The following is a 20,481-nucleotide window of genomic DNA, read 5'->3' as shown; positions in this document are numbered from 1 at the left end:
AAAAAGAAGTCTTATTTCAACTTCTTTTTCTGAATGTGTTCTATTTTTTCTATATTTTTTAATGCTTTTGAGTAATCATGGAATTCATCATTTGAAAGTAAGCGATCTCCATAACGGACTTTTTCATAAGCATTCAGAACAGTGTCTGCCTCAGAACCTGAAAGCTTTAGCCGTTCAAACCATAGTGGCGCAGATTCACCGGGCATTCTTGGGAACCCGTGCTTGAACATCGTTTTTTCAAACTGTGAAAACTTCTTTCTCGTTCGATCTTTCGATTGTAGCCATCTGCGGTTTTTAAAAAAAGAATCATCTAAATCAGAGCTGTTAATAGACGATACAGTTCCTGTCAATAATGCGGCAGGTTTGAGCTGTGGAAACAGTCCCTTTTTCCATATGTAGATTATAATTACGAGGAGAACAAGAGCCATTAAACTCCACATCAAGATAGAATAATCATGATCGAATAAATGTTTATCCCACTTTTGTTTAACTAAATCATTACTTGCACCAGTTTCTCCGCTTTTTCTTTTTGAAACCTTATCGGCCAGTAAATTCCTCAAGAATAATATGAATCCTGAATCGAACAATTTCGAAAAAGGGATACCAACTATATAATAAAGTACAAAGAGAATGCCATTAAAAACCCATAGGATAAATGATTTTAGTGGACCCATAATGACGAGCATGATGATTCCCAAACCAGCAATCAAAAGTGCAGGCGAAAATTCTTTCCACATTTTAGCTCGGTTTGCAGCGTTTTTTAAGTAATGAAGAAACATCTTTATGCCCAACATGAGTAAAAATTGCATAAAAACAGCACCGAATAGAACGCCGAAACCTTCTTTTTGAAAAAGTGATAGTCCGCCTGCAAATAACGCGCTTATTGTAATAATGGCTTCTGTATCAGGCTTTAATGGATCTTCCCAGTTAACTGTTGTTCTCCATGCGACAATAAATGCAAGTAAAATGGAAAGGACAAGCGATAAAGTAAGCATCCAAAATAGTGCGGCTGACAGCACGAATGAAGAAACAAGTGATAATTTAACAAGATTAGGTTTTAGATTAAAGAAAGCAGCACTAACGGCAACGACCGCTAGATTAGCCAAAATAAACAAACCTAAACCTTGCCAAGCTGTTCCTTTATTAAATAGAGCAAGAACTAAAAACAATAACAAACTGTCAAGTATCATGTTCATTGTATAAAGGAGGTTTCGTTCATAAGTCAGCATGAAATTTCCTCCCTGGATACATAAGGCATAAGATAGCTCTCTGTTCCATTTTGATTCACATAAAAGATTCTGCCGCTTGATTTTCTCCATTTTTGCAGCATGATTCGATTAGCGGCATCGGTAGGTACTGAGCCAAGCAAAATCACAAAAGGAGTCGTACCGGTAAAATTCTTATCAATCTTTTTCCACATCAAGCTAGGTTTCACAGTAATACTTGTTCGATCAATTCTAGCTAATCCTTCTAAAATCTTGGCCAGATGCTGAGAGCCACTGCCAGATGCAGCGTGATAAACACCTGTTGGGCCAGGTACTTTAAAGTTAATATAGACTTCGAACGGAATCCCTTTTTCCGTTGCAAACTTGCACATATACGCTAAATAACTTATTTCCTTCTCAATTTCATCCGTTGTCTTCATATTTTTTTTACTAAGTTCGGACTGAATCGTATATATGAAAGTCCAGTGAAAAACGACCGTTTTTTCGAATACCTTCGTCTGGAGTAATCCAGTTTTTGCAGTTGCTTTCCAATGGATTTTATGAAAAGAATCGCCTGAAGTATAATTCCGTGTTCCAGCAGGAAGCGAATCATTCTCATAAAGTGCAAAAGGACGTGCTGTTTCTCCGTTGCCTTGATAATAAAGTAGTTCGATCCCGTAAACAGGCAACAATTCTGGATAAACAATGATTTCGGCAGGGAACAGTTGTTGATAGGATAATACAAGCCCCCCTGTTTGAAGAGGGTCCTGAACACGGACTGTAAGATTTGAAATTCTAGTAGTTCCGCGTCTGTTTGCAGTAAATTGAACAGATTGCCGATAAGCCGTTTTCCTATGTACGGCAAAGGGGCGGGTGATTTCAATCCTTCCTTTTGCCCCTTCATTAATTAGAGATTTGCCTGGTTCAGATATGACATCCCTATGAGTGATTGATATTTCTCCGCTGAACGACGGCCATTTTCCTTTATGTAAGAGTTGTATATAAAATTGATCCGTATCTCCGGGAAAAAGACGGTAAGTCTGTTTTGTGGTTTCGACATCAAAATCATTGGCAGCTGATTTAAATTGTATGAGAGCAGAAGCATAGATCAGTATGATCAGAATTCCTGTTGCAAAAAGGAATGTGATCTCCCGGTACATACCAATGATAATAATAATAGGGCTAAATAAAACAAGAGATTTAAATATCCCATTTATCCAAACTTCACTGTTCCATTGCATCGTTATCTTCCTGCCTCAGATTCGACTGGTACTTCAGTTGTTTCTAAGATTTCTCGGAGTACTTGATCTTTCGTTTTCCTCATTGTTCCTTCCATCGACAGGACGAGACGATGTGAAAGAACATATGGAGCAACAAGCTGAATGTCATCAGGAGTAACAAAATCGCTTCCTTTGACATAGGCTGCACCCTGAGCTGCTTTCATGAAGGCAAGTGTTCCGCGCGGTGATACACCTGTCTCGATAAATTCATGATGACGTGTAGCATTAACAATGGATAGCAAGTAGTTCTCAATCTCATCACTAACAAAAATTTGCTGGACTTCTTCCTGCATCTTCATGATATCTTCCAGTGAGAAAACAGGATCAAGGAAATCTTGAGGGTTTTGCTGACGGTACATTTGCATCATTGCTTTCTCTTGGCTCAAATTAGGATAACCGGATGGAAGCTTCATGAAAAACCGGTCAAGCTGTGCTTCGGGCAGCGGGAATGTTCCGTGAGATTCGATCGGGTTTTGTGTAGCTATAACTAAAAACGGGGAAGGGAGCTTAAGTGTTTCTCCGTCGATCGTTACCTGGCGTTCTTCCATTACTTCTAAAAGACTGGATTGAGCACGCGGTGTCGCACGATTTATTTCGTCAGCTAATAAAATATTCGTCATAACTGGTCCTGGTCTCATCTCGAATTCTTGATGCTTCGGATGAAAAAACTGGATTCCAGTAATATCAGCAGGCAGGATATCGGGTGTGAATTGTATTCTTTTAAAATCCCCGCCGATTAATCTTGCCAGACTTTTAGCCAGCACGGTTTTTCCTGTGCCGGGCACATCCTCTAATAAAAGATGTCCTTTATTTACAAGTGCAATCATAGTGAGTTCTACAAGGCTGTCCTTACCAGTTAAAACTTTTCCGACAGAATTCTTCATTATAGAAACTTGATTTAGTATGTTCATATAGACCTTCCTCCCAAAGTAAGTACTACAACCATACCATTATTACAATATTTAGAAAATATAAAATTTGGAATAAAATTGAAAAAAGCCAGACCTTAGTCAGGTCTGGCTAAAAATTATTTATTTAAGAAAGTCTAGTAAACTTTTTTTCTTTAGTGCAAGATTGAGATATTTACCGTTTTTCTTCCCCAATTAACAGCTTTGGAATAATCATTCATAAAAACGTCAATTTCATTGCCATTGATTCCTCCGCCAGTATCAGCTGCAACCGCATAGCCATATCCAGGGACATAAACCACAGTTCCCATTGGAATTACGTCAGGATCAACCGCGATAATTTTTGCGTATGGATAGTCAATTAGACTTGTCCCGCTTGCAGTAACACCGCTGCAGCCTTCACATTCGCTTGTATAGGCAGTGGCTGAAACAGTCATACTTTTTGATTGCAAGTTGTTTTTGATCGTGCTGAATGTTTGTTGTCCTGCGATTCCATCTACAGAAATACCTTTTGAACGCTGGAAATCAAGTACAGATTGTTTAGTAACAGGTCCATAATATCCAGTTGTAACAGGGAAATCAAAGAATCCCATCGCTTTTAATTTTGCTTGAAGTTCATGGACATCTTGATCCCATACGCCAGGACGAAGAGTATGATCTCCCATTGCAGCTTGTCCGCTTAGTGGTGATGAAATTAGTAAACCAAATGCTAATGCCCCTGTAATTACCCATTTTTTTATCATATGTAATTCCTCCTGTTATGTATAATTGGTTAAATGCACCTCGGTTTCCAATTATACAAGGACAATGTGACAATCTGGTTAGCAGAAAGTAACAAAGAGGTTACAATATTATTTTCATATAATAATAGGTAAAAATAGGAATTTATGTAATGGTGAGGAAAGGTTATAAGATTGGCAGCAAATAAAGAAGCATAACTCGACAAATTTCCCAGGAAATAGACAAAGTTTACTATTTTTCTTGTGAATCAGGTAAGTCTGCATTTAATCGATTTAAAAGTTGGTCCAATTCTTGACTGCAAATAACTGTTTCTTTAGCTGTAAGGCCAAATGTTTTTCCAAGACAAAGAAGCACTTCTCTTTTTTCTTCAATTAATTGTAACAACATGTATCATTCACAACTTTCTTGAAAGATTTTGTCTCAAAAAGTATGCAATATTTTCAGCAAAAGAAAAAGGGTTTCGCGGAAAATAGTGAAAATATTACAAGAAGCTTCAAAGCTCGTAAGAATATGTCGAATAATAATATTTATTTTTGTATTTTCGTTTGAGGATGTGCAGGAGAGGAAAAAATATTAGAAAAAGCTAACAAGTGGAGAGGTGAAGCGTATGCATCACTCATTGAATGTAGCCTTAATTTTATTAGCAGTAGCAGTTGGAGTGACAGCTCTAGCGAAAAAATGGCACAAACCTTATCCGATTGCACTTGTTATAGTTGGGGGAATCATCGGTCTGGTTCCAGTACCCTCGCTAGAACCTGTTAAAGGAATTATAGAAGAAGGGCATACATTTCAATTCATCATCATTTCGTTATTATTGCCTACATTACTTGGTGAGGCTAGTTTGAAGCTGCCTTTTAGCCATTTGCGTGATAATACGAAGTCAATTTTGGCATTAGCATTAGGCGGAACTTTAATCACTTTTAGTATAGTTGGAACATCCTCTTATTTTGGACTAGGGATGGGTGTACAAACGGCCTTTGTTTTTGCAGCGCTAATGAGTGCTACAGATCCTGTTTCTGTCTTAAGTATATTTAAATCTCTTGGGGTAAACCGGAGATTAGCCACCATTATTGAAGGTGAAAGTTTGTTTAACGATGGTGTAGCCGTTGTATTGTTCATGATTACTTCTGTTTATCTTCCTTCATACATACAGATGGGTGCTGGAGGAATAACTGCAACAATTATTATACTAGTAAAAGTTGCGTTAGGCGGTGCTCTCATTGGAGGTGCGCTGGGTTATGTATTTTCTAAGATTACAAGCTGGTATGATGATTATCCTTTAGAAATTCTGTTTTCACTTTTGTTATTTTACGGAAGCTTTTCAATAGCTGAGTCCATTCATGTTTCAGGGGTTATCGCTGTTGTAGTAGCAGGACTGATCTTTGGCAATTATGGAGCAAAGATTGGGATGAGTCCGACTACAAAAGTAAACATACATTCGTTTTGGGATGTGCTGGCCCTATTTGCAAATTCACTTGTTTTTTTGTTAGTAGGATTAGAAATCGCTTATATTAATATCGGGAACAAGTTTGGTTTAATCATTGGTGCTATTTTAATAGTTCTTGCTGCGAGAACGATTGCTGTTTATGTATCCTTGGTTCCGGTTAAAGGAATCCCTTCCAAGTGGAAGCACATTTTAAATTGGGGCGGATTAAAAGGATCTTTGTCCATCGCACTTGCTCTAAGTTTGCCAGGAGATTTTCCTGGGAGAGAAGATATTATTGTCCTTTCATTCAGTATTGTTTTCTTTTCATTGCTTGTCCAAGGCTTGACGATACCAGCACTTATAAAACGATTAAACATAAAAGGGCACGAGAAAGAAAAAACAGAATACGATGTTACGTTAGCTGCTGTCCACCGTTATGATTATGCATTAAAAAGGCTTCAGAAACTGAAGAATGAGGCAGTGATTTCCAGTGTGGTTTTTGATCGGATGAATAAACTTTACGAATATAGAAGAGATGAAGAAAAGAAAAAACTAGATGATATGTACGAATCACATCCTGAATGGAAAAGGTCACAAGAACGATTGGCTAAAATTGAATTGCTTTATGCAGAACATGAGGCTGTGGAGAGGCTTTTGCGTAAAGAGATGATTTCAACCAAGCTGGCTGAAGAAGAAATAGAGAGGATCGTTGATGAAATTGAAAAGTGCAAAAATGAGGATCAGGAGCTGTAAAAGGCGGGTTTTTTCATGATGAGTTGAATAATGGTCCAGCGGCATTGTATAGCATTTGGTACAGGTAGAGCTAAGGCTGACGGAATAATCTGCGTCAGCCAAGTTTTGTTTTTATGAAATTACTTTTGTACAACACTGTTGTATTGATTGAGTAATTTATCTAGCTGCTGGCTAACCTTTACTAACTTAGGGTGAGCTAATTCATGATTTAACATAGATGAAGTTCGATAGAGTTCTTCTCTCAGCAAAGAAATGCGGTCAAGCATCGTCTTCTCCTTCATATATATATCTCCCTTACTAAATATTTACGACGAAGGAGTCATTCGGCAACTGGCTGACATATCTACAATTAGACTTAGTCCCTATAGCTTTGCGTCCTTCTCTTTCGAAAAGTTTGCCTTTTCGTCGATTTTCCATAGTATAACATATTTAACCAGAAATGTTTACAAAAAATTACATAAATAGACAATATATTATGGGTAGTTCACCTTAATTATTTCACTTTAGTTTAATTATCGGATGAAACCAATTTGTTTTGAAGAGTGATTCAGAGCAATCTTTGGTCATTTGAGGAAGTTTCCTTTAAAATAGAAATGATATGCATGAATGAGAGAATAAATAATTTGCTATAATTGGTAATAAAGCGCGTAAGGAGGGAGACGGGTATGGATCGTATGAATGAAAAGACTTCTAATAATCATTATGATTCACCTGAAAAAAAGGTCCAAAACACGCACTCCGTTCAGTTATGGCGTGAATATTTCTCTGACCGGTTTGAGATATTTGAAAAACGTAAAATGCAAACCGTCACCTTTCGTGACATGGCAGACGGTAAAGATACGAGTTACACATTTGTTCATATTTATAGAGATTATTATCCTGCACTATTGAACGCTGGACAATTTTTCGATGAAGATATTGCATTGTTGTATAAATTTCATGTACAGATCGAGACGTTGATTCGTCTTTTTTCATTTGAAGCACATTACGGAATCGCTTCTTATATGCAAGCTAATTTTACAGCTACAGTAGATAAGTTATCTGATCAGATGTATATCACACTGAAGCAGTTGAATAGTGAAAAATTGATGAATGAAAATAAAGAGCTTATTGAAGAGAGTCTTAGGAATTTTCAGAGTCTATATGAAATTCCTCCTAAATGGGGGTATTTATTATTTTTCTTGTTTCAAGTCAGCTGGTCTCTTTTGTATACCGATGAATCTTGGCTTGAAAAATATGAAAAGCAGCTATTAGAAGAAAAAGAGGCAGGAAACACTACACAAATGCTTGAATTGGCACTTGTACATTTTGCGTTTGCACGAAAGAAAGATGAACTCGCTTTTGAACGAATTCAGAAGAATGATAAAAAGATTGAAATGGTGCATTTTTTAGTCTGGATGAAGCTATTAGTTGAAAAACAAGAATGGAACAGGCTTTTATCTTGGCTGCTTTATTTAAAACCAACGTTTTTAGAGGGAGTTAATACGTACTATTATCATTCAAATGCCCGGGAATTTTTCCATGAATACCTGAATTATTTCTGGAAGTATGCTCAGCATACAGGTGATGAAGAACAATATGAAGAAATGCTCATTGAATTCTTGCCGATCACATTTTATGAATATGGCGAATATCTAATGGTAATCGGTGAATATGAGCGGTGGGTAGAGCTGCAAGTAATTATGGGATACTCGCCCGAACTCATACAAAGAAAAGATTTAAAAGAGGTTATCTCACTAAATAAAGAATCTGTACTGCCGATATATCATCAAACGATAGACCGTTTGATCAATGAACGTACACGGAAATCATATCAATCAGCTATTAAACATTTAAAAACACTTCGGTCTATTTATTTTGATTTAGGAGAAGAAGAGCGTTTTTCGGTTTATATTAACCAGATCGCATCTGTATACGGCAGGTTAAGAGCATTTCAGGAAGAGCTGAGGAAAGGGAAGTTTATTTCATGATCGATACAAGCAATCTTTTACTTCATACAAAATGGCTGCAAGGCAATATGGTCTTGTGGGCGACAAGAAAAGAAAAAAGAGTGCATGTCAGCGACTGGAAACCTTTGTTATTCACATGGCATCAGCCTTCCTTTTATGGTACTATGCTTGACTCTGACGATCATCAAAATGTGTATTTAAATGCCGGCGATGCTTTTTTATTGTTTAACCGATATCCTGATTTTTTTATTGCTGAACATAATTGGGATGGAGAATCATTGGAAACCGTACACGAAGCAAATGATATTTTTAAATTAATGAAAAAAGAACGTGTTATTCCTGATTTCGAGGCATGGAAAGATGGGATATGGTCTTGGAAGGCTGAAGGTAAGCGGATTGAAACACCTTGGATCAATGAGGCACTTGCTACTCTTCCAGAGAGTGGTTCTGAGGTTGTTCCATCTTCTTTTCGCGGAGACCTTGTAAAAGGTATTTCCAGGCCGGTTATTTCGGCTTTGAAGAACTTAGATGAAACCGAATGGCTGATCAAAATTGGCTGGCGTATGGATCCAAAACCTTTTTCTATTATTTTTGAACTGAACGAACCATTTGATGGTGCAGATAAAGATGAATGGACGATACATGCTTTTTTACAAGAAAAAGGAGAAGGAATCCGTGTTCCTTACAAAGGAAAAAGTACACTATATCCTGATGATTGGAAATCCTATAAAGACGCCGTCGAACAAGATATAGAGCTTGCATCAAAACTGATTTCCTGGTTGAAAATAGGCAATAAAAATGAGATCAAGGAAGTAATATCGGAAAAAGAAGCTTGGGACTTCTTAACTGGGAAGAGTGATCTTTTGACCCAGATTGGTATTTCTGTTTCTTTACCGGAATGGTGGAAAACTGTACAGGACATGCAGCCAAAGGTTAAAGCGAAAATTAAAACGAAACCGCAAGCTGGCGGAGCGGCCCCATCTTTTCTCGGATTAAATGCGATCATGCAATTTGATTGGAGGCTATCTACCGGCGATGAGGAGCTTTCAGAAGACGAGTTTAGAAAGCTTGTTGATGGCAGCAGAAGACTAGTTAGAAGAAATGGACAATGGTACCGTGTTGATCCGGAGTGGATGAAACAAGTCCGGAGTCTCATAAAAAATGTCGACCGGTCAGGAATTCAATTAAAAGATGTATTAGAACAGCATCTTTTAAACATGGAGACGAATCCTGCTGATGATATTTTCGAGATGGAAGCTGAAGGTCCGATGCTTGATATGGAATGGGATGAACCGCTTAACTTATGGATGGATCAGTTATCCGAAGTGAAAACGATCCCGGTTGAACCAAAAGCAGAAAATCTTCAAGGTACATTAAGAGACTATCAGGTCACAGGAAGCTCTTGGATGTATTTTCTACGCAAGTTTGGTCTTGGAGCTTGCCTGGCGGATGATATGGGACTTGGTAAAACTGTTCAGACGATAGATTATTTCTTAAAAGTGAAGGAAAAAGGAGAACAGGAAGGGACATTTTTACTCATTTGTCCTACTTCCGTTATCGGAAACTGGCAAAAAGAACTGGAGCACTTTTCACCATTACTGAAAGTTGGTCTGCATTATGGTGCAAATAGGAAAAAAGGTGAGGATTTTCACGAATGGTACAAACAGTTTGATGTTGTGATCACTTCTTATACGACGAGCCAGCTGGATCAGAAAGAGACTGGTGAAGTTTTATGGGAAGCCATCGTGTTAGATGAAGCGCAAAATATTAAGAACAGCTATACGAAACAATCGAGGAGTATTCGTAAGCTAAACGGCCGTCATAAAATAGGTCTTACTGGAACGCCTGTTGAAAATCGCTTATTGGAGCTTTGGGCTATTTTTGATTTTCTTAATCCTGGCTATCTCGGCAGTGAGCCGTCTTTTCAGAAAAAGTTTGTGCTGCCAGTGGAAAAAGATAATGATCATGAACGTCTTGGACAATTAAAAAAGCTCGTTCAGCCTTTCTTGCTGCGGCGGACGAAGATGGACCCGGCTGTTCAGCTCAATCTGCCTGAAAAACAAGAAATCAAAGAATACTGTCCTTTAACAAAGGATCAAGCTTCATTATATGAAAGACTTGTTCAGGATACGTTTGAACAGTTAGAAAAAGTAACAGGCATGCAGCGGCGCGGGCTTCTTCTCGCCATGCTCGGAAAGCTTAAACAAATTTGTGATCATCCATACCTCTACACAAAAAATGATAAGCTAGCTAAGGCAGAGGATCAGTCTGCTAAGTTTTCAAAAATGATTGAATTGCTGGATGCTATTCTTGAAAAGGATGAAAAGTGTCTGATCTTCACTCAATTCATTTTTATGGGAGATATGATTAAAAGGTATGTGGAGAAAAAATTTGGAAAGCCCGTATTATTTTTGCACGGCAGTTTAACTAAACAAAAGCGTGACGAAATGATCGAAAGCTTTCAAAATGGAGAAAATCCCATTTTCGTTTTGTCTTTAAAAGCTGGTGGAACGGGCTTGAACTTAACAGAAGCAAACCATGTCATTCATTATGATAGATGGTGGAATCCAGCTGTTGAGAATCAAGCAACAGATCGTGCTCATCGTATTGGTCAGAAAAAATTCGTTACTGTCCACAAGATGATAACACTGGGGACACTGGAAGAGAAAATCGATATGATGCTTGAAAGTAAGAAGGAACTCTCTGAGAAGGTGATTCAAAGTGAGAACTGGATTACTGAATTATCAACAGACGAATTAAAAGACCTGTTCACTCTTAGAAAAGAGTGGGTAAAATCATAATAAAAAAGACAGGCCGATTGCGGCATGTCTTTTTTTGTTGGTTCTTTTCTAAATATAACAATGAACCGTCATCAAGCGACAAAATCCACACTCCTATCAATTAGATAAAATAATATCCACAGCACTCGGGAGAATCTGATACACTGAATATAATATCCAAAAAATGGAGGAAAAAATCATGGCAACTCTTTTAGGAACAAAGCTAGAAGCAATGAACCACTACCTTGAATCCTTAGGTGAAAAAGTGAAAGGTCAAGATGTGCGAAGAGCTGTTCTTGAATCATTTCAACTTGATTTAGACATGATTTCTAAAAATAAATATGGCATCAAGTTAAGCATATACCCTGAACCTATTATGAAAAGTGTAAGGCAATCATTAAACATGGATAATGATTCCGTTGATTTAGACGCAAAAATTATGGATATGCCAAAAGCGGAAGTTATGGACAGATATATTGCAGTACATAATTACTCGCTAACTTGTGCTGAGAACAGAATGTTAATCAATCAAATATTTGGTGTGAATCTGGACGGGATCTCTAGTCTTCAGCATTCGAAGTTATCGATTTTTTCAAAAGGGCAGTGGATTACTCATAGTGACGCTGATTTATTCTATATTCATACAAGCAATGATGATATTGCACTTGATGTAGGAAAGACAGATATAAATAGAACAAATTCAGGTTCCGATGAACTTCCTGAATCATTGAAACAAAAGCTGATTAACTTCGGTTTTACTTGTGATAACGAAACAGGGGTTGCCAGCTTCTCGAATCCAACAGGTGAATCTGTGCCTGATGCATTAAAAGGTCAAATTATAAAAGCGATCGTTACAACAATTCAGGCAGAATATAATTAATCAAATTGGAACTTATTAAGGAGACAGGGGAGAATTCATATTCTGGAGATCGTTATGATTATTACACGATATCCCCCGACCTTTACGAATAATTTAATAGTTTGAAAAAATAGGAGGCTACTATCATGTATTTACCATCATTTTCATTAAACGGAAAAAAAGCTCTTGTTACAGGTGCAGGAAGAGGGATTGGGCGTGCTCTTGCAATTGGATTTGCAGAAGCTGGAGCAGATGTTGTCCTCGTGTCCCGAACTCAAGCTGATCTGGAAGAAGTGGCTGGTCATATTAGAGAGCTGGGAAGAACTGCCTTCATACATGAAGCAGACGTCACGAATAAAAACCATGTCGAATCCATTTTTAGTGAGCTGGATTCAAAACAACTCAGCATCGATATTTTAGTCAATAATGCAGGCATGAACATACGTTCAAAGGCTCTGGACGTGTCTGATGATGAATGGGACACAATTATGAATACGAATCTTAGATCTGCCTTCTGGTTTTCGCAAAAAGCTGGAGAACGCATGAAAGAAAACGGCGGAGGGAAAATTATTACGATTTCTTCTGTTGCTGGCCATGTTGCGCTTAGAACCGGAGTTGTCTATGCTTCAACGAAAGCTGCGATTATCCAGATGACTAAGAATCTGGCATTGGAGTGGGGACAGTTCGGTATCAATGTGAACAGCATCGGTCCTTGGTACTTTAAAACACCGTTAACAGAAAAACTGCTCGCTGATCAAGAATACTTGAATGATATTTTGGCTGTTACTCCGCAAAAGAGAGTGGGAGAATTGCCGGATCTCGTTGGCCCCGCTGTCTTTTTAGCAAGTGATGCCGCAAATTATGTGAATGGACAGACTTTGTTTGTAGACGGCGGAATGACCATTCAAGGTTTTTAAACAATTGTTTTAGTAAACTAGTGAAATATTTTTCGGAATTTTGTATCTTCCTGTATGAAAATTTCATTTTTCGTTAATAATGGAGCTACGCAAGCAATAATTCTTTATGTTTGAAGGAGGATTTCTATTATGAAAAAAATGGATTTAGTAGATGCAGTACGTAATGCAACAAGCATGAACAAAAAGGAATCAGCTCTTGCGGTTGATGCGGTATTAAATGCAATTACAGATGCTTTGAAAAACGGTGAAAGTGTTCAGTTGATTGGATTTGGAACATTTGAAACCCGCAACCGCAACGCACGTAAAGGACGCAATCCTTTAACTGGTGAAGAAATCATGATCCAGGCAAGCAATGTTCCTGCATTTAAGCCAGGGAAATCGCTAAAAGAAGCAGTAAAAGCGGTATAAATGTCACTATTTTTCAGAGACACTTCCTTCATTGGGAGTGTCTTTTTGTATTTTCAGTAGGCTGCTATCGCCATTTTTGTTGTTTTGGAAGAAGTTGATTTCTGTTTCAGGATGCTCACTTTCCGAGGCGTGCGGTAAACCACCTTCGCGCCTTGCGAATTTGAGTGGTATTCCTGTCTAAATTCAACATCTAGCTCTTCGAATAGATTTTGGGAATAGGAATAAAGTCCAAATTTGACTAAGAGTGACATATAAAAATGTCGTTAGCCAAGTTTCTTTTGTCATTTAAAGGCGAAAAAAGTTGAAATTTGACGTTCGAATTAAAAAAAATGAAGAAGGAAACGGGCTGTCTATCTTTAAATAGTACACAATAAGAAGTTCTAGTAAAAAAGGGTGAGAGAAATGAACATATTAGAACACGACGAACTTCCTTCAGTAAGTACATTTAAAGAAATGATAGATGTTCTTCCTGAATTTGTGTGTTTGAAATATCCGAATGGAACTTGGGCAGAAGCAAACCGCTTTGCATTAAATATTTATGGAATATATGAAAATCCTTACAAAGGAAAACAACTGGACGAACTTCAAACAAGGCTTCCTCAAGAAATGATTGAGCGCTGTAAATTATCTGATCAAAAGGCATGGAGCACCAGGAAAAACATTAAAATAATGGAAAAGATCACATTGGAGAACGGCCGCATCGTTATGCTGGAATTAATTAAGCATCCAACATATACAGATGACGGAGAACCTCAGATGCTGGTTGTAACGGGAAGAGATATAACGTCACATAAGCAAAAAGAAGAAGAGTTGAGCGTGGCACTAGATTTATTAGAATCTGTTTTAAAAGGAACAACTGATGCTATTCTTATTTTAAATACAAGACAAGAAGTTATTAAGGTCAACGATGCTTTTGTGCAGATGTTCGGCTGGGCTGAGGAAGATTTTGCAGAAGATAATCCTTCACAGCCAGTCATTACACCAGATTATTTAAAAGAAGAATCTATTGAAATCATACAGCTTCTTAAGCAAGGACAGTCTGTTCCCCTCCATGAAACACAAAGAATTCATAAGGATGGAACAGTTTTTGATGTGTCTGCTTCTTTTTCAAACATCTGTGATATGAAAGGGAAAATAATGGGGTTTGTTATCGTCTACAGGGATATTACATCACAGAAAAAAGTGGAAAGAGCATTGCGCGAAAGTGAAGCAAAGTATCGTTTAATTGCGGAAAACTCTACTGACTTGATTACTGTTATTGATCCTGACGGGTCTGTTCAATATGTATCCCCATCCCACTTCGCTGTTCTAGGTTACGAAGAAGGTGAAGTTAAAGGGTCGATATTAGACCTTATTCATCCTGATGATATTGAAGGGATAAGTGAGCATTTTTCAAAGTCTCTTACTAATAAAGAGATGTTTCAAACTGAATTCAGATTATGTCATCGTAATGGAAACTGGATGTTAATAGAAGTGAGCGGTGTTCCTGTTATGACAAAAGATGGGCAAGTAGAAAGTTTAGTAACCTTTGCGCGAGATGTGACGAAAGCGAAACAAACTGAAGAACTTATGCTTAAATCAGAGAAGTTATCTGTCCTTGGTGAATTGGCTGCAGGCGTTGCGCATGAAATCAGGAATCCACTGACTTCATTAAAAGGGTTTACGAAATTACTATCTGATGCTGATGATGGAATTCGGCAAGAATATTTACGGATTATGGAGTCAGAACTCAACCGGATCAACGATATCGTGAGTGAATTAATGTTAGTAGCCAAACCGCAGGCAGTCAGTTTTGAATATACGAACATGAAAGACTTAATTTATAGTGTTGTCAGGCTTTTGGAAACACAAGCGATTATTAAAAACATTCAAATCTGGGTTAACATCCAAGACAATATTCCGCCAGTATATGGGGTGGAGAACCAGTTGAAGCAGCTTTTTATCAATCTACTGAAAAACGCGATAGAGAGCATGGATGCTGATGGTGAAATTCACATCAAAATCGAGAGGCGGGATAATTCTATTGTGATCGTTATGAAGGATGAGGGATGCGGAATTCCTCCAGAGCGTCTAAAAACTTTAGGAGAACCTTTTTATACAACGAAAGAGAAAGGAACTGGCCTTGGCTTAATGGTTTGTTTTAAAATCATAGAAGAACATGGCGGCGAGATTCGTTTCTCTTCTGTTGAAGGTCAAGGAACTAAGGTGGAAATCGAAGTTCCAACATATCCTGTTCATGAGGTTTAATCGTTATAAAACCAGACCACACTGTTCATAAGGGAGTGTGATCTAAATGGGGAAATACCGAATATTTTTTGTCTACCGCATTAAAGATTTAAATTATATTCATGTTCACGGAATGAATATGGATGAGAAAAAGCTATTTACTGTGATGATTTCGTCACCTATGGATCAAGTTGATCTCACTAGTCATTATCATCAGCTGCCGGACGATTTGCTAACTGTTCTGGAAACCGAAAGCGGCCGCATTAATAATGGTGTATATGACTTAGTACATTGGGAACCGTACACGTATCATTGAACTCCTTTCCTTTTTGTAGGAAGGAGTTTTTTTGTGTAAAATGTTCCTAAAAGAATAAAAGGAGAACATGGATGACACAGAGTGAGATTATCGACCTGTTGACTAATAAAATTAAACTCGTTCGAACAGAACTAGGTTATACACAAGATAAAATGGCGGATATTTTAGGGATTTCTAAAAAAACACTGGTCCAAATTGAAAAAGAGAGAGTAAAGGCGAGCTGGACGGTGATCGTTGCTTTATGTGCTCTCTTTCGGAATTCTGAAATTTTATATCACTCATTAGGCGGTGATCCGTTGGAAGTGATGGAAGTGGTTGTTCATGATTATGTGGCAAGTCCTAAGGAGAAAACGTGGGGCGGTCATTTGTGGTGGAAAGAAGTGCTTTCACAAAATGGTTTTAAGCTTCAGCAAAATGTGATCAGTAAGCATTATCGAATACTGGATGAAAATGATTACAGAATATACAGCTCTTATGATGAAGATGAGGCAAAAAATCGACTGAAAGAAATATAAGAATTCACACGTATGTGTAATATTTAAATAGTATTTATATTTACGTCATACGATATTTACAATGTACTGTTACTTTTGGAGTGTAAGTTGCTTTAATACACTGAAGGGAGTAACACACATGAAAAAACCAAATAGATGGAAATCAAAGTTAACTGCTTTTATTATTGCTTGTACGATGACGGTGCCGGCAGGACAGGCTTCTGCTTATTTTTCAGGAATTGACAAGCAAGATGGCGGTATAGGTAATACTACTCATTATTTAGATCAAGTTCCAAATATTGCGCTAGATCCGAAAGTTGATAATATTATTTACCCTCTCATGGCTACACCAGCGATTAAGAAAAATGGATCAGAACTTACGGTTAAGGTAGATACAAAAGGGAAAGAACCAGCAGGCTGGGACATTTCCTTAAATCCTACGGAAGCGGCTAAAGTAGATGGTTCTTTTCAGTTACCAGTTAAAAGTGTGAAAAAAGGATCTTCTTACTGGAAAGAAAGCTCATCTATTTATGAAATTACAGTCTCCATACCAGATGATGTACCGGAAGAACTTTTTGATCTGCAGGTTTCCTATACAGGTGATGGTTCGCGAATTACAGATGATGAGCCAAATTCAGTTAAAATCATAAAAGAATATAAAAAAGATTTTACTTTTATTCATTTAACAGATATTCATGTTGGTTCTCCAAGAAACATAGCAGATCCTAAAAATGCAACTGAAGCGGGAATGTGGGATCCCGACCTGAATAAAAGATGGCTGTATCTTCAAAAAACAATTAAACAAGTCAATTTATTAAAACCTGACTTTGTTGTTTTAACAGGTGATCTTATGTTCGGACAAATGAATCCGCAAGAATATATTTATGAATATGAAGAGACTTATCGAATTCTTAAGCAATTCAATGTTCCTGTTTATCTCGTGCCTGGCAACCATGATTATTATGCTCAGGATGCTACATTAGCAGATGGCGCTAAGTATTGGGAGCAATATTTTGGACCGCAGTACTTCTCGTTTGATTATGGCCCTTATGCACATATGATCGGATATAACTCATTTGATTGGGATAAGTTTGACCGGCAGGGACATGGAACGGTTTCTGTTCCTACATGGGGCGGTCAAGTTCGTGATCAGCAAATGGATTGGATAAAAAAAGACCTGGCTGATAATGGTGCAGTGTCGAGTCCAGAACAGATTAAAGGTTTGTTCTCGCATCACAACCCGATTTGGCGCGACCGTGACATCTGGCCGGCATCTGATCCTAATGTGGTGGATTATTGGAAAGAATATGACGCAAAGCATAACCCGCAAAACTTATCTACGTTGTTAAAAGGAGAAAAGCTTGGAAATGATTATGATCAGCAATGGCATGGTGAAGGAGCGCATGAGCTGATTGATGTGATGAAACAAAACGGTGTGGACATATCCCTTCATGGTCATACACATATTGATAACATCACAGAACAAGATGGCATACTTTACTCAACTACGTCGTCTATTGAGTTAACAGGAAAACCATGGGTAGGTTATCGCTTGTTTGAGAAAGATCCTGCAAATAAGAAATTCAACTCGTATATATACGAAGGTCCGGATAAATCAATGCCGGTCTATGAAAATGGAAACACAGCAGCAGGAGTTGTTTCTTTTGAAAATAACTTTAAATTGCCGAATGATGGATCACAAGTTTCTCAAACTGCAACTGTCACAAATCGGTTAAATAAACCGGTAACGATCAGTATTCCTTTCTATATGAAGCAAGGCATCTATACACCGTCTAAGGGAGAAGTGATTGAAACGCAGCTTTACGGAACAAAACAATTTGTAGAAGTAAAAACGACGATCCCGGCCAACTCTACTCAAGCAATCGATCTAAATCGTTAAAGGAAATCACCTAAGCTAAGCGCTTAGGTGTTTTTTTTGTACTTATTAATTGAATATAGATATTTCCTAATTTTCAGCTAAAAGAATTTCTAAATGAAACCGATAAAAAGAATGGAACACGAGACTTTAGGATAACGTCGAAATACCTAGAAAAGGAGCAAGTGAAATGTCACTTAGCACTCAATCTGCCAAAATGGTTATAGTTACATATGCTCAAGAGCAATATAGCCTTAATATCGAACATGTTTCATCCATCGAAAGGGCGATGGATATTACACCAATGCCAGAGATGCCTACTGAAATTTTAGGAGTTATACATCTTAGGGGCAACATCATCCCAATCATTGATTTTGGTCAATTGATCGGAAATGAAAATATTGCAATAACGGATAATTCTAGAATTGTAGTTTTACAAAATGAACAAGGGTTTTTGGGTATTTTAACGGAAGCGGCCACAGATGTCATTGATATTCAAACAGAATCGATTCAGTCACCAGGTAACTTTTCACGAAATGAGGATTCGGTCATTCAAGGTGTAGCCAAGCATCAAGATCAGCTCATTATGGTTCTGAACTGTCCTTATATTTTCAAAATAATAAATGCATAAGAAGAGGTGACTTATGAAATTGACTTTAAGAAAAAAATTAATTGGTTCTTTTTTAACGATTGCCGTGTTGTTTGCTGCAACTTGCGGTGTGTTCTTTTATTTTTTGAAAGATATGCAGAATACGTATAATGACCTTTTGGATAGAAGGGCAGTCATATCGGAAAATGCAAAAGAGATTGAACTGATGGCGACAATTCAGAATAATAGTATTAGAGAATATTTGCTCGATCAGTCTTCTGACAGTAAATCAAAACTTGAAGAAGCATCTGCTAAAATTGATCAGCTTGTAGTGGAAACCCTGAAAATGGTTAAAGCTGAGGCAGATAAAAATAGATTGGAAAAGATCCAGACGTTAAACACAGATTATAAAAATGAATCCAATCGCGTTCTATTAAATTCTTCAAGCAGTATGGAAGCGGCAAATACATATGCTTCAAGTACGCTGTTTCCAATAGGAAAAGAAATGATTAAAGTGACAGATGAAATGGCGAATCGTCAGGATAATTTAATGGCTGAAGGCAAGATGGATGTAGCAGCTGCTGAAAAACAAGTTGTTTCCATCATCACGATATTAGGTATCGCAATTGTCATCGCTGCAGTAGTGATCGGCTACATTATCTCTAGAATGATCGCAAAACCCGTGGTGAAAATGGCAGATATGCTCAATGACATCGCTGACGGAGATCTGACGATGGACCCAATCCAAATAAAAAATAAAGATGAAATCGGCATGCTGGCAGAAGGAATCAATCATATGGGGATGAACCTTGCCGGCTTGATCAGGCAAGTAAGAGCTACTTCTGAACAGTTAGCAGCATCCTCTGAAGAGTTATCTGCTAGTGCTGATCAGACGAGTTTGGCGACAGAACAAATTGCAACAACAATTGGAGAAGTCGCAGGAGGTTCTCAAGAACAAGTCAGGACGGTTGAAAATATTGTTGAAGCAATGAATCAGCTTTCAGCAGGTATTCAGCAAATTTCAGTGAGCATGCAAACCATGTCTGAATCATCATCAAAATCACTTCAAGTGGCAGAAGGCGGAAATACTACAATTCGTAAAACAATCGGACAGATGGATGCGATTCACACGTCGATCTCGAATACTTCTGAAGTCGTTAAGAATTTAGGAGAACAATCTCAAGAGATTACGAACATTGTAGATGTAATTACGGATATCTCAGGTCAAACGAATTTGCTGGCATTGAACGCTGCCATTGAAGCTGCTCGTGCCGGGGAGCAAGGAAGAGGATTTGCGGTCGTTGCGGATGAAGTTCGAAAGCTTGCGGAACAATCATCATCTTCTGCACAGCAGATCGGACAGTTGATTACGAGTATTCAAGAATTAACAGATCAAGCTGTAAAAGCAATGGAAAGCGGTACAGAAGAAGTGGCGAGCGGAAGAAATCTCGTTCATGAATCTGGTGCAGCGTTCCAAAGCCTGTTTGAGAGTGTTGCTGAAGTATCCAATCAAGTTGGCGAAATTTCAGCAGCTACACAGCAGATGTCTGCAAGCACTGAGCACGTGGTACATTCTATCGAAGTTATCTCACACATGGCTGAAACCGCAGCTTCATCTACACAAGAAGTATCTGCATCAGCAGAGGAACAACTAGCAAGTATGGAAGAAATCTCATCATCCTCCAATGCATTATCACAATTGGCAGAAGAGATGAACGAAACGATCAATAAATTTAAGGTATAAATGTAAACCG

At 37.9% G+C, this 20,481-nt stretch carries 18 protein-coding genes and 1 riboswitch; of the genes, 12 read left to right on the top strand and 6 right to left on the bottom strand.

Annotation, left to right across the window (positions count from 1 at the left end; all coding sequences use genetic code 11):
* Window positions 1–11: 11 nt before the first annotated feature.
* The 5 genes from RGB74_RS15725 to RGB74_RS15700 all read right to left on the bottom strand — a co-directional run bounded on the left by RGB74_RS15725 (window position 12) and on the right by RGB74_RS15700 (window position 4,521).
* Window positions 12–1,229, bottom strand: a complete 1,218-nt coding sequence (locus RGB74_RS15725) for a hypothetical protein (protein WP_310760236.1) — start codon at window positions 1,227–1,229, stop codon at window positions 12–14.
* The gene (locus RGB74_RS15720) at window positions 1,223–2,446 is read right to left on the bottom strand and encodes a DUF58 domain-containing protein (protein WP_310760235.1); all 1,224 of its coding nucleotides are present in this window, start codon (window positions 2,444–2,446) and stop codon (window positions 1,223–1,225) included. Before RGB74_RS15720 ends, RGB74_RS15725 begins: the two co-directional genes overlap by 7 nt.
* Before the next feature lie 2 nt (window positions 2,447–2,448).
* Complete coding sequence (locus RGB74_RS15715; RefSeq protein ID WP_310760234.1) at window positions 2,449–3,396, bottom strand: AAA family ATPase; 948 nt, start codon at window positions 3,394–3,396, stop codon at window positions 2,449–2,451.
* A 152-nt stretch (window positions 3,397–3,548) separates the two neighbouring features.
* Window positions 3,549–4,136 carry a 3D domain-containing protein gene (locus RGB74_RS20155; protein ID WP_396135982.1) on the bottom strand — a complete coding sequence of 196 codons (588 nt, stop codon included), beginning with the start codon at window positions 4,134–4,136 and terminating at the stop codon, window positions 3,549–3,551.
* 229 nt (window positions 4,137–4,365) lie between these two features.
* Window positions 4,366–4,521 (bottom strand): aspartyl-phosphate phosphatase Spo0E family protein, encoded by a 156-nt coding sequence (locus tag RGB74_RS15700; RefSeq protein WP_310760233.1) that lies wholly within the window; start codon window positions 4,519–4,521, stop codon window positions 4,366–4,368.
* A gap of 220 nt (window positions 4,522–4,741) precedes the next feature.
* On the opposite strand from RGB74_RS15700, the gene RGB74_RS15695 reads away from it, so the two are divergent.
* Window positions 4,742–6,313, top strand: a complete 1,572-nt coding sequence (locus tag RGB74_RS15695) for a cation:proton antiporter (protein ID WP_310760232.1) — start codon at window positions 4,742–4,744, stop codon at window positions 6,311–6,313.
* Window positions 6,314–6,432: 119 nt separating this feature from the next.
* On the opposite strand, the gene RGB74_RS15690 is transcribed toward RGB74_RS15695, so the two are convergent.
* Window positions 6,433–6,594, bottom strand: coding sequence for an aspartyl-phosphate phosphatase Spo0E family protein (locus RGB74_RS15690; protein WP_310760231.1), 162 nt, complete (start codon window positions 6,592–6,594; stop codon window positions 6,433–6,435).
* Between the two features lie 41 nt (window positions 6,595–6,635).
* A riboswitch (cyclic di-GMP riboswitch) is annotated at window positions 6,636–6,722 on the bottom strand.
* 256 nt (window positions 6,723–6,978) lie between these two features.
* Between RGB74_RS15690 and RGB74_RS15685 the strand changes: the two genes are divergently transcribed.
* The 11 genes from RGB74_RS15685 to RGB74_RS15635 all read left to right on the top strand — a co-directional run bounded on the left by RGB74_RS15685 (window position 6,979) and on the right by RGB74_RS15635 (window position 20,471).
* Complete coding sequence (locus RGB74_RS15685; RefSeq protein WP_310760230.1) at window positions 6,979–8,283, top strand: hypothetical protein; 1,305 nt, start codon at window positions 6,979–6,981, stop codon at window positions 8,281–8,283.
* On the top strand, window positions 8,280–11,063 hold the full coding sequence (locus RGB74_RS15680) for a DEAD/DEAH box helicase (protein WP_310760229.1): 2,784 nt from the start codon (window positions 8,280–8,282) through the stop codon (window positions 11,061–11,063). Before RGB74_RS15685 ends, RGB74_RS15680 begins: the two co-directional genes overlap by 4 nt.
* Window positions 11,064–11,241: 178 nt before the next feature.
* Complete coding sequence (locus RGB74_RS15675) at window positions 11,242–11,922, top strand: hypothetical protein (RefSeq protein ID WP_310760228.1); 681 nt, start codon at window positions 11,242–11,244, stop codon at window positions 11,920–11,922.
* Between the two features lie 125 nt (window positions 11,923–12,047).
* On the top strand, window positions 12,048–12,818 hold the full coding sequence (locus RGB74_RS15670; RefSeq protein WP_310760227.1) for an SDR family NAD(P)-dependent oxidoreductase: 771 nt from the start codon (window positions 12,048–12,050) through the stop codon (window positions 12,816–12,818).
* 129 nt (window positions 12,819–12,947) lie between these two features.
* The gene (locus tag RGB74_RS15665; RefSeq protein ID WP_066286854.1) at window positions 12,948–13,226 is read left to right on the top strand and encodes an HU family DNA-binding protein; all 279 of its coding nucleotides are present in this window, start codon (window positions 12,948–12,950) and stop codon (window positions 13,224–13,226) included.
* A gap of 402 nt (window positions 13,227–13,628) precedes the next feature.
* On the top strand, window positions 13,629–15,473 hold the full coding sequence (locus RGB74_RS15660) for a PAS domain S-box protein (protein WP_310760226.1): 1,845 nt from the start codon (window positions 13,629–13,631) through the stop codon (window positions 15,471–15,473).
* 46 nt (window positions 15,474–15,519) lie between these two features.
* Complete coding sequence (locus RGB74_RS15655; RefSeq protein ID WP_310760225.1) at window positions 15,520–15,768, top strand: hypothetical protein; 249 nt, start codon at window positions 15,520–15,522, stop codon at window positions 15,766–15,768.
* Between the two features lie 71 nt (window positions 15,769–15,839).
* Entirely contained in the window at window positions 15,840–16,283 is a 444-nt protein-coding gene (locus RGB74_RS15650; RefSeq protein ID WP_310760224.1) for a helix-turn-helix transcriptional regulator, read from the top strand.
* A gap of 118 nt (window positions 16,284–16,401) precedes the next feature.
* Window positions 16,402–18,162 (top strand): metallophosphoesterase family protein, encoded by a 1,761-nt coding sequence (locus RGB74_RS15645; protein WP_310760223.1) that lies wholly within the window; start codon window positions 16,402–16,404, stop codon window positions 18,160–18,162.
* A gap of 166 nt (window positions 18,163–18,328) precedes the next feature.
* Window positions 18,329–18,769, top strand: a complete 441-nt coding sequence (locus tag RGB74_RS15640; RefSeq protein ID WP_310760222.1) for a chemotaxis protein CheW — start codon at window positions 18,329–18,331, stop codon at window positions 18,767–18,769.
* 13 nt (window positions 18,770–18,782) lie between these two features.
* Complete coding sequence (locus RGB74_RS15635) at window positions 18,783–20,471, top strand: methyl-accepting chemotaxis protein (RefSeq protein ID WP_310760221.1); 1,689 nt, start codon at window positions 18,783–18,785, stop codon at window positions 20,469–20,471.
* Window positions 20,472–20,481 lie beyond the last annotated feature (10 nt).

Source organism: Bacillus sp. NEB1478 (genome assembly GCF_031582965.1).
GTDB lineage: Bacteria > Bacillota > Bacilli > Bacillales > Fictibacillaceae > Fictibacillus.
The sequence above is the reverse complement of the archived record's forward strand: the minus strand, read 5'-3'. Positions and strand labels throughout refer to the sequence as shown.